At 70.3% G+C, this 12906-nt stretch carries 12 protein-coding genes and 1 pseudogene; 5 read left to right on the top strand and 8 right to left on the bottom strand.

Going from position 1 to position 12906, the window contains the following annotated elements; all coding sequences use genetic code 11:
• A pseudogene (locus AC07B0_RS39360) lies at window positions 1-75 on the bottom strand (hydrophobic protein); the annotation flags it as partial.
• Between the two features lie 739 nt (window positions 76-814).
• On the opposite strand from AC07B0_RS39360, the gene AC07B0_RS39365 reads away from it, so the two are divergent.
• Complete coding sequence (locus AC07B0_RS39365; protein ID WP_356882054.1) at window positions 815-1096, top strand: hypothetical protein; 282 nt, start codon at window positions 815-817, stop codon at window positions 1094-1096.
• A 586-nt stretch (window positions 1097-1682) separates the two neighbouring features.
• Here the strand turns inward: AC07B0_RS39365 and AC07B0_RS39370 are convergent.
• Complete coding sequence (locus AC07B0_RS39370; protein ID WP_478900474.1) at window positions 1683-2420, bottom strand: dienelactone hydrolase family protein; 738 nt, start codon at window positions 2418-2420, stop codon at window positions 1683-1685.
• Window positions 2421-2695: 275 nt separating this feature from the next.
• Between AC07B0_RS39370 and AC07B0_RS39375 the strand changes: the two genes are divergently transcribed.
• The gene (locus AC07B0_RS39375; RefSeq protein ID WP_478900475.1) at window positions 2696-3298 is read left to right on the top strand and encodes an HD domain-containing protein; all 603 of its coding nucleotides are present in this window, start codon (window positions 2696-2698) and stop codon (window positions 3296-3298) included.
• Window positions 3299-3522: 224 nt separating this feature from the next.
• Here AC07B0_RS39375 and AC07B0_RS39380 read toward each other — a convergent pair whose 3' ends face one another.
• Window positions 3523-4452, bottom strand: a complete 930-nt coding sequence (locus AC07B0_RS39380; protein WP_478900476.1) for an AraC family transcriptional regulator — start codon at window positions 4450-4452, stop codon at window positions 3523-3525.
• A gap of 110 nt (window positions 4453-4562) precedes the next feature.
• Here AC07B0_RS39380 and AC07B0_RS39385 point away from each other — a divergent pair, with 110 nt between their 5' ends.
• A complete protein-coding gene (locus tag AC07B0_RS39385) occupies window positions 4563-5243 on the top strand; it encodes an NAD(P)H oxidoreductase (protein WP_478900478.1) in 681 nt (226 codons plus the stop codon).
• A 299-nt stretch (window positions 5244-5542) separates the two neighbouring features.
• On the opposite strand, the gene AC07B0_RS39390 is transcribed toward AC07B0_RS39385, so the two are convergent.
• The 4 genes from AC07B0_RS39390 to AC07B0_RS39405 form a co-directional block, all read right to left on the bottom strand.
• The gene (locus AC07B0_RS39390; RefSeq protein ID WP_478900479.1) at window positions 5543-5998 is read right to left on the bottom strand and encodes a hypothetical protein; all 456 of its coding nucleotides are present in this window, start codon (window positions 5996-5998) and stop codon (window positions 5543-5545) included.
• A 79-nt stretch (window positions 5999-6077) separates the two neighbouring features.
• Complete coding sequence (locus tag AC07B0_RS39395) at window positions 6078-6251, bottom strand: hypothetical protein (RefSeq protein WP_356882066.1); 174 nt, start codon at window positions 6249-6251, stop codon at window positions 6078-6080.
• Window positions 6252-6352: 101 nt separating this feature from the next.
• Window positions 6353-8290 carry an APC family permease gene (locus AC07B0_RS39400; RefSeq protein ID WP_356882068.1) on the bottom strand — a complete coding sequence of 646 codons (1938 nt, stop codon included), beginning with the start codon at window positions 8288-8290 and terminating at the stop codon, window positions 6353-6355.
• Window positions 8291-8367: 77 nt separating this feature from the next.
• Window positions 8368-9156 carry a GNAT family N-acetyltransferase gene (locus AC07B0_RS39405; protein WP_478900481.1) on the bottom strand — a complete coding sequence of 263 codons (789 nt, stop codon included), beginning with the start codon at window positions 9154-9156 and terminating at the stop codon, window positions 8368-8370.
• A gap of 1107 nt (window positions 9157-10263) precedes the next feature.
• On the opposite strand from AC07B0_RS39405, the gene AC07B0_RS39410 reads away from it, so the two are divergent.
• The gene (locus AC07B0_RS39410; protein ID WP_478900482.1) at window positions 10264-11070 is read left to right on the top strand and encodes an SDR family NAD(P)-dependent oxidoreductase; all 807 of its coding nucleotides are present in this window, start codon (window positions 10264-10266) and stop codon (window positions 11068-11070) included.
• Window positions 11071-11208: 138 nt separating this feature from the next.
• Here AC07B0_RS39410 and AC07B0_RS39415 read toward each other — a convergent pair whose 3' ends face one another.
• A complete protein-coding gene (locus AC07B0_RS39415) occupies window positions 11209-11895 on the bottom strand; it encodes a response regulator (RefSeq protein WP_478866436.1) in 687 nt (228 codons plus the stop codon).
• A 390-nt stretch (window positions 11896-12285) separates the two neighbouring features.
• On the opposite strand from AC07B0_RS39415, the gene AC07B0_RS39420 reads away from it, so the two are divergent.
• Window positions 12286-12846, top strand: a complete 561-nt coding sequence (locus AC07B0_RS39420; RefSeq protein WP_478900484.1) for a hypothetical protein — start codon at window positions 12286-12288, stop codon at window positions 12844-12846.
• Window positions 12847-12906: the final 60 nt, after the last annotated feature.

The following is a 12906-nucleotide window of genomic DNA, read 5'->3' on the forward strand; positions in this document are numbered from 1 at the left end:
CCAGAGAATCTTCACCGCGAAACCGGCACCGAAAAGAAGCAGAGCGAGCAGAAGAACGAGAAGCAGGGGAACCATAGTTATCAACCTCCAGACAACCGAATGCCCCCACACCCCCCACCCATGCACGGAAAACTTACCTGTTTCTTATCGGCCCCGACGGGAACACGCTGTCCCCACATCGCAGGCGTGACGGTACCGCGCATCCGCCGCAGTCGATTCCGAAGAGCGCCATCAGCGCAGGTTCCCAGTAGCTGGAACGCTCGGGCTGCGGAATACCAATGAGGCCGAACAGTCCCGCCGCTGGATCGACGGTGACCCGTGACCCCACCCGGAAGGCGAGTTCCGCCTCCGCTTGATGGGCCGGTGCGGGGCCGGTGACAGGCCTGGGCTTCAGGCTCAGCCCTCTATACGATCTGTTCCCGCTGTCACAGGCCGGCTGGAGGGGGCTGGAGTGCACGGTACAGAGCTGGCGACCACCGCGATACGAATGCTGACGGGAGACGGGGGCGGCACAGCGGAAGGTGCCGCTCGGCAGGCTAAGATTCGCGTGCTGGTCGAGGACCGGCTCCGCCGGAGTGCTCTGGGGGCGGCCGCGTTAGACCGTTTACGGGACGAGCCCGGCGACAGCGCCGCCTCGATCGCCGTGTCAGTGTTGGCAGACGAGATTTCCCGGGACTTCGCCTACGCCGCATTATTGACGGACGTGGTGGGCGCCGGAGCACGCCCCGGGACGGCCAGCCGGGTACCACCGCTCCCCCCGCCCCCGCCGCCGCCCGCGCACCCCCCGACGGCGACGACAGCCCTGCGGCCCCCGTTGCCGGAGACATACCGACGCCAGACGTGGTTCATCTGGCTGCTCGGGCTGCCCCTGGCGTTCGTCTCGTACGTACTTCTGAGCGTCCTGAGCCACGCGTCCACCTCCAGCGGCGGTCTGGTCGGCATCCTCAAGCTGCTCTTCCTACTCCCCCTCGTTGGCGGGCCGCTGGCGTCAGTGGCCTGGTCGGTCAGCCTGCTCCGCCGTTTCACCAGCCCCCCGCTGCTGGCGGCGGCGATCCTTTCCTCACTGCTACTCCTCAGGGTCCTTCTGTTCCGGTGACGGTACGCCAGGTGGGGCGCCTCGAACCGCCTTGCTCCCACCCGGCGGTGGCACCACCCCGAACAGCTTTTCCGCTCACTCGCCGGTGGCCGCCGGGCCGGGGCCGCTCAGGCGGCCGCGTGCAGGCGTTGGCCGAGTTGGCCCTGGCCGAAGAGCAGGGCGTAGCCGCCGCGAAGCTGACGGAGGATGTGGGTGAGGAAGCCGGGGCCGGCGCGAGGGCGGCGCCGGTGCCCCAGCGGGCGACGGGCGGGCTGACGCCGGTGCGGGCCGCCATGGCTTCAGCGGGCGAGGCCGGCGCGTTGGTCGCTGGTCAGGTGCCGGCCGACCGCACCTCGGCCGCCAGCCACTCAGCATCCGCCAGTACCAGCGGCGAGGCGCAGAGGTCATCGCCCTGTTGGTGACCGCTCCCTGCAAAGGCGAAGGAGACGCGTCATCCCCATGCCTCCCGATCCTTTCCACACCATCGCCCAACTGATCCGCCGTCAGATCCACCACCGGCTGGCCGTACCGCTGGTCAGTCGATACGACCCTCAGGAACGCCTGTGGTCGGACCCCGTGCCCTTTCCACTTTGGCGCAGCCCATCGGTCATGGGCCCATGTCCTCCATCACAGGCAGGCACTCAGTGAGCAGGTCGACGACGTCCCGCCAGGCTCGCTGCGCGTGCTGCGGGTGGTAGCCGACGCCGGGGACCACGGCGTGGTCGACCGGCGGGTGGTGGAAGGCGTGCAAGGCGCCGCCGTAGACCGTGAGGCGCCAGTCCACTCCCGCGGCCTGCATCTCAGCGGTGAACGCGTTCCGTTGGGCGGGCGACATGATTGGATCTTCCGATCCGACCCCGGCCCACACCGGGCAGCGGATGTGCGCTGCCTCGCCCGGTCGGCCCGTGGTAGTTGCGTTGACCGTCCCGATCGCGCGCAGGTCGGCACCGTCTCGTCCGAGTTCCAGCGCGATGGCGCCTCCGGTGCCGTAGCCGATGGCGGCGATCCGGTCGGGGTCGGTCCGGGGCTCGGTACGCAACTCGTCGAGTGCCGCATAGCCGATCTCCCGCATCCGCTCGGGATCAGCGAGCAGTGGCAGGCATCGGGCCAGCATCTCCTCGGGGTCACCCAAATAGCGCCCGCCGTGAAGGTCGAAGGCCAGCGCTACGTATCCCCGCTCGGCGAGAACATCGGCCCGGCGGCGCTCGACGTCGCTGAGCCCCGTGCCCTCTGGTCCGAGCAGCACCGCGGGCCGGCGGTCGGCACCGGCCGGGAGCGCGAGGTGCCCGATCATCGTCAAACCGTCGGCCCGGTACTCGACCGTACGCGTCGTAATCTTCGTCATGAGACCGGACTGTAGTGATCGTCGGGCCCGGTCCGGCCGGTGTTCTGCCGCCGGCAGAACAGCGTGGGTGGCCCTCTGAGATACGGCCCGGGCCCGGCAGGAGCAGTAGTTCCGCCCTTGAGCTCGTCCTTTGTGGCCCGGTGTCGGACGAGACTGCGTGGGATCGCAGGTCGAGTTCAGCGGGACGCGTAGACGGTGGTGGCGGCTGGAGGCAAGTCGCGGCCCCTCTTGCGGAGTGACTGACTCTCACACCCGGCACCAGTACTGTCACCAGGATGACTTCGATACCTTCCGACCTCCTGTCCCGTGCACTTGACGCCCCAGGGGAGCCGCCCCTGAGACCACTGCCGCCTGTAGTAGCGGAACTGCTGCGCTCCCTTGAGGCCCCACCCCGTTTGGCGGCGCACCTGCGCGCGGTCCACGACGTCGCGGTCGAACTGGCCGACTGGGTGGGACACCGGTACCCGGACCTGGCAGTGGACCGCGACGCCGTTCTCATCGGTGCGGCGACCCATGACGTGGGCAAGACCTTGCACCCCGAGGAGCTTTCCGGGCCCGGATCGGCGCACGAGGCAGCCGGCCGGGATCTGCTTCTGAGGCACGGCTTCGCGCCCGGCCTGGCCAGGTTCGCCGCCACCCATGCGAGCTGGGACGGCCCCACCGTGACGATCGAGGACCTCCTTGTCAGCACGGCCGACCAGGTCTGGAAGGACAAACGCGTCCCCGACCTGGAGGACAGGCTCGTCCGGGCGCTGACCGCGGCGACGGGGCGCGAGCCTTGGGAGGAGTACCTCGCGCTCGACGACCTCCTCACCCGTCTCGGCGCGGACGCCGCCCGTCGGCTGGCCTTTCAGGCGGCCTTCCCCGTCGACCAGTGACCCGTCCAGCCCGACTCCACCGAGCCCCGTCCCCCCAGCTACCGCTGGGAGTTGGCTCGGGCCAGCACCGTCTGCAAGGCCCTAGACCAGGCTGTTATTTGACCTCCGTCTGCCTGCGAGCGGCCCAAGGCTCGTCGACGCCCGGGCTCCGGCACGACGTCTCGGTGTGTCGTGCTGCGGGTCCGGAGCGCGGGGCCCGGGGCTTTGCGGCGGCGTGCCGTGACTTACGCCGCCGTGGTGCGGAACGTGCTGGGGCTGAGGCCCTTGTGGCGTTTGAAGGCGGCGCTGAAGCCGAAGGCGTCGGCGTAGCCGACGGTCTTGGCGATCTGGGCGATGCTGAGGTCGGTGTCGGCCAGAAGTGCCTCGGCATCGTCCATGCGGCACTCGGTGAGGTAGGAGAGGGGCGGACGGCCCATCAGCTCGGTGAAGCGCCGGGCGAACAGTGCCCGGGAGACGCCGGCTTGAGCGGCCAGTGACGCGACCGTCCAGCTCTCGGCGGGCCGCCCGTGGAAGGCGTGCAGGGCCGGGGCGAGGACCGGGTCGGCGAGGCCGCGGTACCAGCCGGGTGCGTCGGCGCCCGCCCGGTCGAACCAGGTGCGCAGCGTGCAGACCAGAGCCCAGTCGAGGAGCCGGTCCATCAGCGCCTGCGAACCGGCGGAGAGCCGGGCGGCGTCGGCGGCGGCGTTCTCCAGCCAGGCGCAGACCTCGGCGTCCTCGGCGATGACCAGGACGGGCGGCAGGGCCCGCAGGAGCCGTTCGTGGCGGTGCCCCGAGGCGCGGTAGGCGCCCACGATCAGCGCGGTCGCTGCCTCCGGGCCGGTGCCCCAGTGGATGCCGTCGAGTTCCTGGCCGGTGCACTCGGCGTCCGCGGTGAAGCAGTTGATCTCGTACGCGGTGTGGGGGCGGTGGACCGTGGCAGGTTCGTCCGCGAGGCGGAACCGTGCGGGGCCCCGGACGATGGCCGTGTCGCCCGCGCCGATCGCCCGCTCCGTGCCGTCGGACAGCAACAGCGTGCCGCCCCCGCGCAGCACGCTGACCATGGTGAGAGGGGCGGCGTCGGCAAAGGTGATGCTCCAGGGCGACGTCAGGACGGCATGGCTGACGACCGAGCCCTCGGCCCGGATGCCGCTCAGCAGCGAACTCAGAGGATCCACAGCGCCATCGTAGACGATCTCCTATGTCCTGGAGAGTTTCGCCCATGGATCATCTACGGTGCCGCGGTTGTACTGGACTCACTGCACAGATCGAGCCCTCGGGAGACACAGTGCCGCAGCACAGCAGTGACACCAGGACAGCCCTCGTGGTCGTCGCGCACCACCGCAGCGATTCCCTCACCGCCCACACCGCCCGCCGTGCGGCTGCCCGGCTGGAGGCCGCCGGGTACCGCATCGACCTGCTCGACCTGCACGCCGAGGGGTTCGATCCGCGGATGAACGTGGAGGACCAGCCGGACTGGGGCAACCGGGAGAAGCCGTACTCGCAGGAGACGCACGCCCACATGCGGCGGATCCTCGACGCCGATGTCGTCGTCGCCGTCTTCCCGGTGTACTGGCAGAGCGTGCCCGCCGTCCTCAAGGGGTGGATCGACCGCGTGTGGAACTACGGGTTCGCCTACGGCCGCAGCAAGCCCCGCCTGGCGGGCAAGCGCATGCTGTGGCTGGCCCTGGCCGGCGCCACCGCCGACGACCCCATCGCGGAGTCGATGCAGTCCGTCCTCGAAACCAACCTGAGCGACGGCATCGCCTACTACTGCGGCTTCTCCCGCTCCACCGTAGGCCTGCTCCTGGACGCGGAGGAGCGTCCGCAGCGCATCGACGCCGAGGGCAGTCTGCTGGTCGGCGAAGCGGTCGCCGGTGCCGAGCGGGAGGCGCAGTACACCGATTTCGACCGTCGGGCAGGGAAGTTCGTGGAGGAGTTCCTCTCGGACGAACTCGTCGCGGTCTGACGGCCTCCCGGTCCCGTGGCCTGGCACTGCGGCAGTACGTGCGGGACCTGGTGGCCGATCTGGTCCGCTCCGCGGAAGTCGTCCGCGTCCCCGCCGGCCGCGGGCCCGTCCGGCGGGGGTAGTACGCGGTACCGACCTGCACGGGTTCACCATCGGCCGCCGGGGCGTCGGTGCGGTGATCGGGGCTCGGGGCGGAACGCGCGGATCCGTCGCGTGCGGTCCGTGAGCATCTGCGCCGGCGCGCAAGCGGTGCTGACAGTCCGTAGACGTCCGACCAAGTCGGTCAGGGATGCCGAACGCTACAGGTCCAACGCTGTGACGAAGGCCGAAAAGGTAGGCGTTACGAGCCGCCATCGACACGTACTCGGGTCTGACCAGAAATCACTGCCGACAATGCAGGGATCCGAGGGGTCAGAGCGGTAGTCGAGTGCCAGAGCCCCGTCATCACCGGGGTTGCGAGTGATGGCGATCAGCACAGCCTGTTCGGCGTCGAGCCAAGGAAGTTCGGGCGGGGTGGCTGCCCTGCTCCCCCGCGCCACGCTGAAGTAGGTGGAGTGCGGATCGTCGGCGACCATGTCCATCGATCGGGACGCGAACGTCATCTGCTCCGGGTCACGCACGAAGGCGAGCGGGTCTTCGAACCACGGGATGACCTTTGTCAGCACGGCATCGCCCGGGTGACGCCAGAGGCCGCGATCGATGAGGGACGTCAATTGGGCAGGCAGAACAAGTCCACGGACGATCGTAGGCACCATGTCTCACAGCTTCGCACGGCGGGTCACGTCACGGTTTTCTGCTAACGCCGCCAAGACGACCAGGCTTTGATGTGAGGTGCTAAGGCCTGTAGACGAGCTCGATCATCATGGCGGTGATAACCGCCCAGACGCCGATGCCGAGCAGCCACAGGGCTTCGAGGACGGCGCCGGTGGCGATCACGGTCACGCCGGCCGCGCCGGTGGCGAGGATCGCCCGGCGGATGCCACGGTCGGGAAGCCAGTTGATGGTCACTGTCCGAGAATCCCGCCGGACCCTCGTCTTGGCGAGGGTCCGGCGGGATTCCTGTTGGCATCTTGACGCCGGGCCCCGGTCTCGTACGTCCGCCTGGGACGTCAGCCGGCGTGGACGTGGGGGCGGCGGGTCCGGTCCGGTTCCGCCTCCCGGATGACCTCGCGGGTGACGGGGGCGACCTCGCCCTGGCCGAAGAGGAAGAAGCGCAGGAAGTTGGCCATCGGGTTGCCCTCGGTCCACTCGAAGTAGATGTGCGGGCGCTGTCCCGTCTCGTCGCGTACGTGGAGCAGCAGGGCGGCGAGGGCGTTGGGGATGCTGGAGCTCTCCAGGGTCAGGACGCGGTAGCGGTCGTGCAGCACCTCGCCGCGCACCCGCATGCCGGATTCGAACTCGGACGCGTCCAGGACGGTGACCTCGACGAACATGACGTCGTCGCCCGGCGGGATGTCGTTGTCCGCGCGGATCTGTGCGACCTTCTCGCGGTATTCGGTCCTGTCCCGGTTGTCGGGCTCGTTGGCGATGAAGCGGATCGTGCGGTTGGCGGTGTCGCGGATGAAGCGCCGGGCCATGTCGTCCAGCTCCACGTCCGTGACGCGCAGCTCGAAGACGCGGGCGAGGCGGGAGAGGAGCGAGAGCGCCATGATGCCGCCGATGAAGCAGGCGCCGATCTTCACGCCGTCGGGGCGTTCCACGATGTTGACGGCTGTGGTGTAGATGAAGACGGCGGAGATGATCCCGAAGCCGATGGTCCAGCCGCGCTCCCCCGCCCTGCGGGCGGCGATGGTCACGGCGACCGCCGCCGAGGTGATCAGGACGAGGACACCGGTGGCGTACGCGCCGCCCTGCGCGTCCACGTCGGCGTCGAAGATCCAGGTCACCAGGAACGCGACCAGTGTGAACACGATGACCATGGGGCGGAGCGCCCGGGCCCACTGCGGTGCCATGCCGTAGCGGGGCAGGTAGCGGGGCATCAGGTTGAGCAGGCCGGCCATGGCGGAGGAGCCGGCGAACCAGAGGATGAGGATCGTGGAGATGTCGTAGACGGTGCCGAAGGCGGATCCCAGGTATTCGTGCGCCAGGTAGGCGAGGGCGCGGCCGTTGGCCTCGCCTCCTGGCTGGAACTGGGCGGCCGGGATCAGCAAGGTCGTGATGAGGCTGGAGCAGATCAGGAAGACGCTCATGATGACGGCAGCCGTGGTCAGCAGCTTCTTCGCGCCACGGATCCGGCCCGCCGGTTTCTCGGGGTGGTCGTCGGGTTCGCCCTTGACGTGCGGCATGACCGCCACGCCGGTCTCGAAGCCGGACAGGCCCAGTGCGAGCTTCGGGAAGACGACGAGCGCGATGGCGATCATCATGAACGGGTTGCCGTGCTCGGTGGTCAGCGCGGTCGTCCAGTCAGTGATGACCTGCGGTGCGGTGAACACGTGCCACAGCCCGACCGCCACCACGACCACGTTCAGGCCGAGATAGGTGAAGACCAGGAAGACCGCGACGCCGATGGCCTCGCTGAACCCCTTGAGGAAGACCGCGCCGAGCAGCGCGATCATGATCAGGGTGATCAGTACCTCGTGGCCGTGCAGGGTGCTGGTGAGGTGCGGGTTCTCCACGAGGTGCGCGGTCGCGTCCGCCGCGGAGAGGGTGATGGTGATCAGGAAGTCGGTCGCCGCGAACCCGAGGAGGGTCAGGACGAACAGCTTGCCCTTCCAGAAGGTGAGCAGACGCTCCAGCATCGCGATGGAGCCCTCGCCGTGCGGGCTCTCCTCGGCCACCCGCCGGTAGACGGGCAGAGCGCCGAAGAGGGTCAGCAGCACGAGCACGATGGTGGCCAGCGGTGACAGCAGCCCGGCCGCGAGGAACGCGATGCCGGGCTGGTAGCCGAGGGTGGAGAAGTAGTCGAGGCCCGTCAGGCACATGACCCGCCACCACGGCCGGCCGTGGGGCTGTGCCGCCGCCTCCTTGGCGGCGGGCGAACTGTTCTCGGCGGTCAAGCCTTCCAGCATCCACGCGCGCAGGCGCGATGTGCGGGCAGGGGTGGCCATCGTGGGGGGCTCCTGTCGTACGGCAAAGAATCAGCCATCGACGTCGACGGCTGAGCAAGCGTACGCAGCCTGATCACTTATGCCCGTGTCTGAGCGAATTCTGACGCGTCCTTAACGCGTACCCTCCCAGTGGCGTAGTGGACGTACTCCTGTTGCAGCCGGAACCCTGCCTGCCAGGCGAGCAGCCGACCGGTCCGGTCGTGCCGGGAGCAGGACCAGCTCGGCGTCCGCCCGCGGGCCGCGATGTCCCCGCACAGGGCGTTCACGCACGCCAGGGCCAGGTCCTCGGCGCGCTGGCCGGGCTCGGCGTGGACGGCCACGTCCTCGTACCGGCTGCCCAGGACGTACGTACACGCCACCGCGAGCAGACGCCCGCGTCGGAGGGCGCCCCAGGCGGCCCCCGAGCCGGCGAGTCCGTGGGGCCCGCCCCACGTCGCGTGGATCCACGACGCCTCGGGGGCGACGCCGGCCAGCGCGGGCGCGTCCTCGGCCGTCAGCCTCCGCACGACCACACCTCGCGGCGGACGCACCGGCAGCGGGGGCGCCCCCTTGACGTAGACCATCCTTTCCCGGGCCTCGACCCGGGAGAAGACGGCACGCATCGCCGGGACGAAGCGTGCCGGAGCTTCGACACGGCTCGCCGCCAGGTTGCCGAGGGTGCTCAGGGGGAGCCCGTGTACGTCTCCCCGCAGGACGGCCCGGTCCCCGCACGAGACGGCGACCACTCGGGGCGCTTCGGGCCGGTCGGCCCACCAGCGACCGTTCCCGGTGGCCAGGACGTGCTCGGCGAGGGCCGCGACACCCGGCTCCCCGACGGGAAACCAGCGGGCGAGGGCGGGAAGGCCGGAAGGGGCGAGCTCGATCACGCGGTGTGCCTCCTCGCAGGGTGGAAGACGAAGGGCGGGGGCGGCCCGGACGGAGGCCGCCCCCGCAGGGGAACCGGCGAGGTGTGGAGCCACGCCGGCCGGCCTGGAAGGCCGTGGGTCAAAGGAACCTGCGGGCGGCCGGTGGTCGCCACGGCCGGCCGCAGGGTCTGGAGGGCACGTCGCCCTGGTGGCGCCGGGGCGCCGGGAGGTCAGCGCGAGGGCGCGATCGGCGACGCCTGATGCGGCGGCCGGTCGTCGTGACGCTGACCGATGTCCATGCCGTCCATCCAACTTCTCTGCCGCACGGCGCTCAAGGGCTCATACGGGCAATTGACGCGGCTCTGACGGAACCCGTCCGAAGAGTGGGCTTCGCGGCGGGAGCTCCGCCCGGCTTGCGCCGGCCGGCCCACCCTGCCACGGCCACCACGCGAGCCGTCCGGCCCCCGGTATCCCCCGCCGGGGACCGGACGGCTCATGTGGTGTGCGACGGCTGACCGGCACGCGGTCGCGCCGGCCCGACCCCCCACGGGCGGACCGTGCGCTTCCTCGGCGGTGTTCAGGTCACCGCCCCCCAGGCCGCGCGCCACCGGACCGTCACCCGGTTCCGTCGCGACATCAGTCTGTGCACGGCCGAGGGCCCCGACAACACTTCCTGACGTGTTCCTTCCGCGCAGCCGCCGATCATTGACGCGGCCCTGACGACGGGCGGGCGCGGCTGGGGCTCCGTCACCCGGCGCACGTCAGAAGAGCGTCAAAGGCCCGTTCAGGATCTTGTCCACCCGTCCGGAATCCGCTGGGATGGGGTCATGAACAGCGGTCCGCGCCACGAAGACCGGCCACCGAATCCGGTGCGGCCGACGGCGCCCGCTGTCCGCCCGGGCTTCTGACACGTCGGCCGCGCCTTCTCCGCGGCTGACACGTCGACCGCGCCTCCTCCGCGGCTGACACATCGGCCGCGCCTTCTCCGCGTACCTGGGACCAGCCCCTTGAAGGGCGCTGGTCGAAGTTCCGTACGCGTCCTCACCTCCACCGCGTGATGCGAGCCCACGCCCCGCTTCGTGCCGGGGCGCCGGGCGCGTCCGTCATGCCTGCTTCCAGGAGTCCGACATGCCTTCATCCCTGTCCGGCCGCACGGTCCTCGTCACCGGGGCCACCTCCGGCATCGGTTACCAGACCGCCCGCCAACTAGCCGAACGCGGCGCCGTCGTGCTCCTCCACGGCCGCACCGCCGAGGAGGCCCGAGCCGCTGCCGACCGGCTGTTCGCCACCGCCGGCATCGACGGCGCCCTCGTACGTCCGCTCGCCGCCGACTTCGTGCGCCTGGAGGAGGTCGAGAACCTCGCCCACGCCGTCGTGCGGGACCACCCGCGCCTGGACGTCCTCGTCAACAACGCGGCCATCGCCGCCCCCGAGCGGCACACCCTCACCTCCGACGGCAACGAGATCGCCTTCCAGGTCAACTTCCTGGCCCACTACCTCCTGACGGACCTCCTGGAGTCCGCGCTCACCACCGGTCCGGGCGGCCGGGTCGTCAACGTCTCCTCCTCGCTCCACCGCACCGCCGCCATCCAGTGGAACGACCCGCAGCGCATCCGCCGCTACTCGCGCCTCGCCGCCTACGCGCAGTCGCAGCTGGCGCTGACCGTCTTCGCCTCGGACCCGCGCGTCACCGCGGTCTCCGTCCACCCCGGGACCTGCGAGACGGGACTGCTTCCCCTCTACGGGACCGAGGGCGGGTCCGCGGCCGAGGGCGCCGCGCACGTCGTACGGCTCTGCGACCCGGCCACCGAGATCGTCAACGGCGCCTACTACGACCGCTCCGAGCGCGTCGCCCCTGCCGCGGCCGCCACCGACGACCGCACCGTCAAACGTCTCAACAAGCTCGCCGACCTCCTCGTCGGCCACACCGCCTGAAGGGAACACCCGTCATGTCCAAGCGCGCCCGCAAGAAGAGAGCACGCCGCAAGAAGGCCTCCCACCACGGCAGCAAACCCTGCTGCTGACGGCCGGCCACCCTGCGGGGCGGCCCTGTTGGCAGGGGCCGCCCCGTTCTCACGCGTCGAAGCGGTAGCCCATGCCGGGAGCCGTGATCAGGTGACGCGGGTGCGCAGGGTCCGCTTCCAGTTTCCGCCGGAGGTGGGCCATGTACACCCGGAGGTAGTTGGTCTGCGTCCCGTAGGAGGCACCCCATACCTCCTGGAGCAGCTGCCGCCGGCTGACGAGCCGGCCCCGATGACGGATCAGGACTTCCAGCAGATGCCACTCCGTGGGCGTGAGTCTGATGTCCCGGCCCGCACGACGGGCCCGCTTCGCGAGCAGGTCGACGGTGAACTCCGAAGTCGTGACGACCACTTCATCCGCACCAGCACCGGCCTGCGGCGTTGTCCGGCGTGCGGCGGCCGCCAGTCGGGCCAGCAGCTCGTCCATGCTGAAGGGCTTGGTGATGTAGTCGTCGGCTCCCGCGTCCAGCGCCTCGACCTTCTCGCCGGAGCCGTGACGGGCGGAGACCACCAGGATGGGTACCCGCGACCACACCCGCAGCCGTTTGATCACGTCGACGCCGTCCATGTCGGGCAGCCCGAGGTCGAGCAGGACCACGTCCGGGCGCCGGGCCGCCGCGGTCCGCAGGGCCTGGCCCCCGTCCTCCGCCGAGTCGACTTCGTACTTGCGCGCCTTGAGACTGATGACCAGCGACCGCACCAACTGCGGTTCGTCATCCACCACCAGCACCCGAGTCACCGGCGTGCCGCCTTCCTGTCGTACGTCCTACGGGGACGAGGGCCGGCTCCTGGGAGTGGTTCGGCACGTGCGCCGATCCCGGCTCGACAGCCACGGGGTCCGGCGCCTCGACGGCGCCATTCGGAGAGGTCTGCCAACTGTAGGAAACAGCGACTTCGGACCGGTGCGGCAGTCTTTGACGCCGTCCGTACGGCTCCCCGCCCGACTTTGACGGCTCCCTGACGGCACGTGCTGCTTCGGGTCGCGGTTGGCTCGGGCAACCTGCCGGGCGCTGCCGGCCACCGGTGTTCCGTAGGGCCGAGCAGTGCGCCGTCAAAATGCTGTAGCCGCGGCGTCAGCAGTGCGTATGGGGGCGTCGGCCGGGACCTCGCCCGCCCTAGCGTCAGCCCCATGGGACGACGTTTTATTCAGCCCGCGGCCGGCGCACAGCACGGAAACGCGGAGCTTCCCGGGCCGCTCGCAGAGGACAGTCACTGGGCCGGCGAGAGGCGCTCGGCCGCCGGTGTCACCGCTCTGCTGTACACGGCCCTGCTCGCCCTGGACGCGGGCTTCGGTGAGCTCGACACGATCCGCGCTGCGCTCTGGACCGGGCTGGCCGCCCTCGTGTTCGTCATCCTGCTGCCGCTTCGGGTCTCCGTACGCCCTGGTCTGCTGATCGCCCGCGGACTGCTCGTGGAGCACAGCGTGCGGACCGACCGCCTCGTCTCGGTGCGGTGGTCCGACGGAGTGGCCCAGCGGATGATCCTCCGGGATGCGGAGGGCGGTCTGGTCGAGATCGACCCCACCGTCCTGGTGCGCAATCCCGCGATGTGGCGGCGCTTCGACGCGGACTCCCGCGTTTCCGTCCAGCGGGGCACCTTGCTGTGCGGCGCGACCGCGCTGCGTCACCTGGCCGAGCGCATCGATCGTGAGACGGCTCGCGCGGTCTTCAAGGTCTCCGGCTTGCAGTGACCCGTTTGACTGGTGCCGTGGGCGCCCCCGCGGGGGCCGAGCGGCGGCTTCCTCCGTTCG

It is taken from the genome of Streptomyces sp. NPDC044704, from assembly GCF_056433525.1.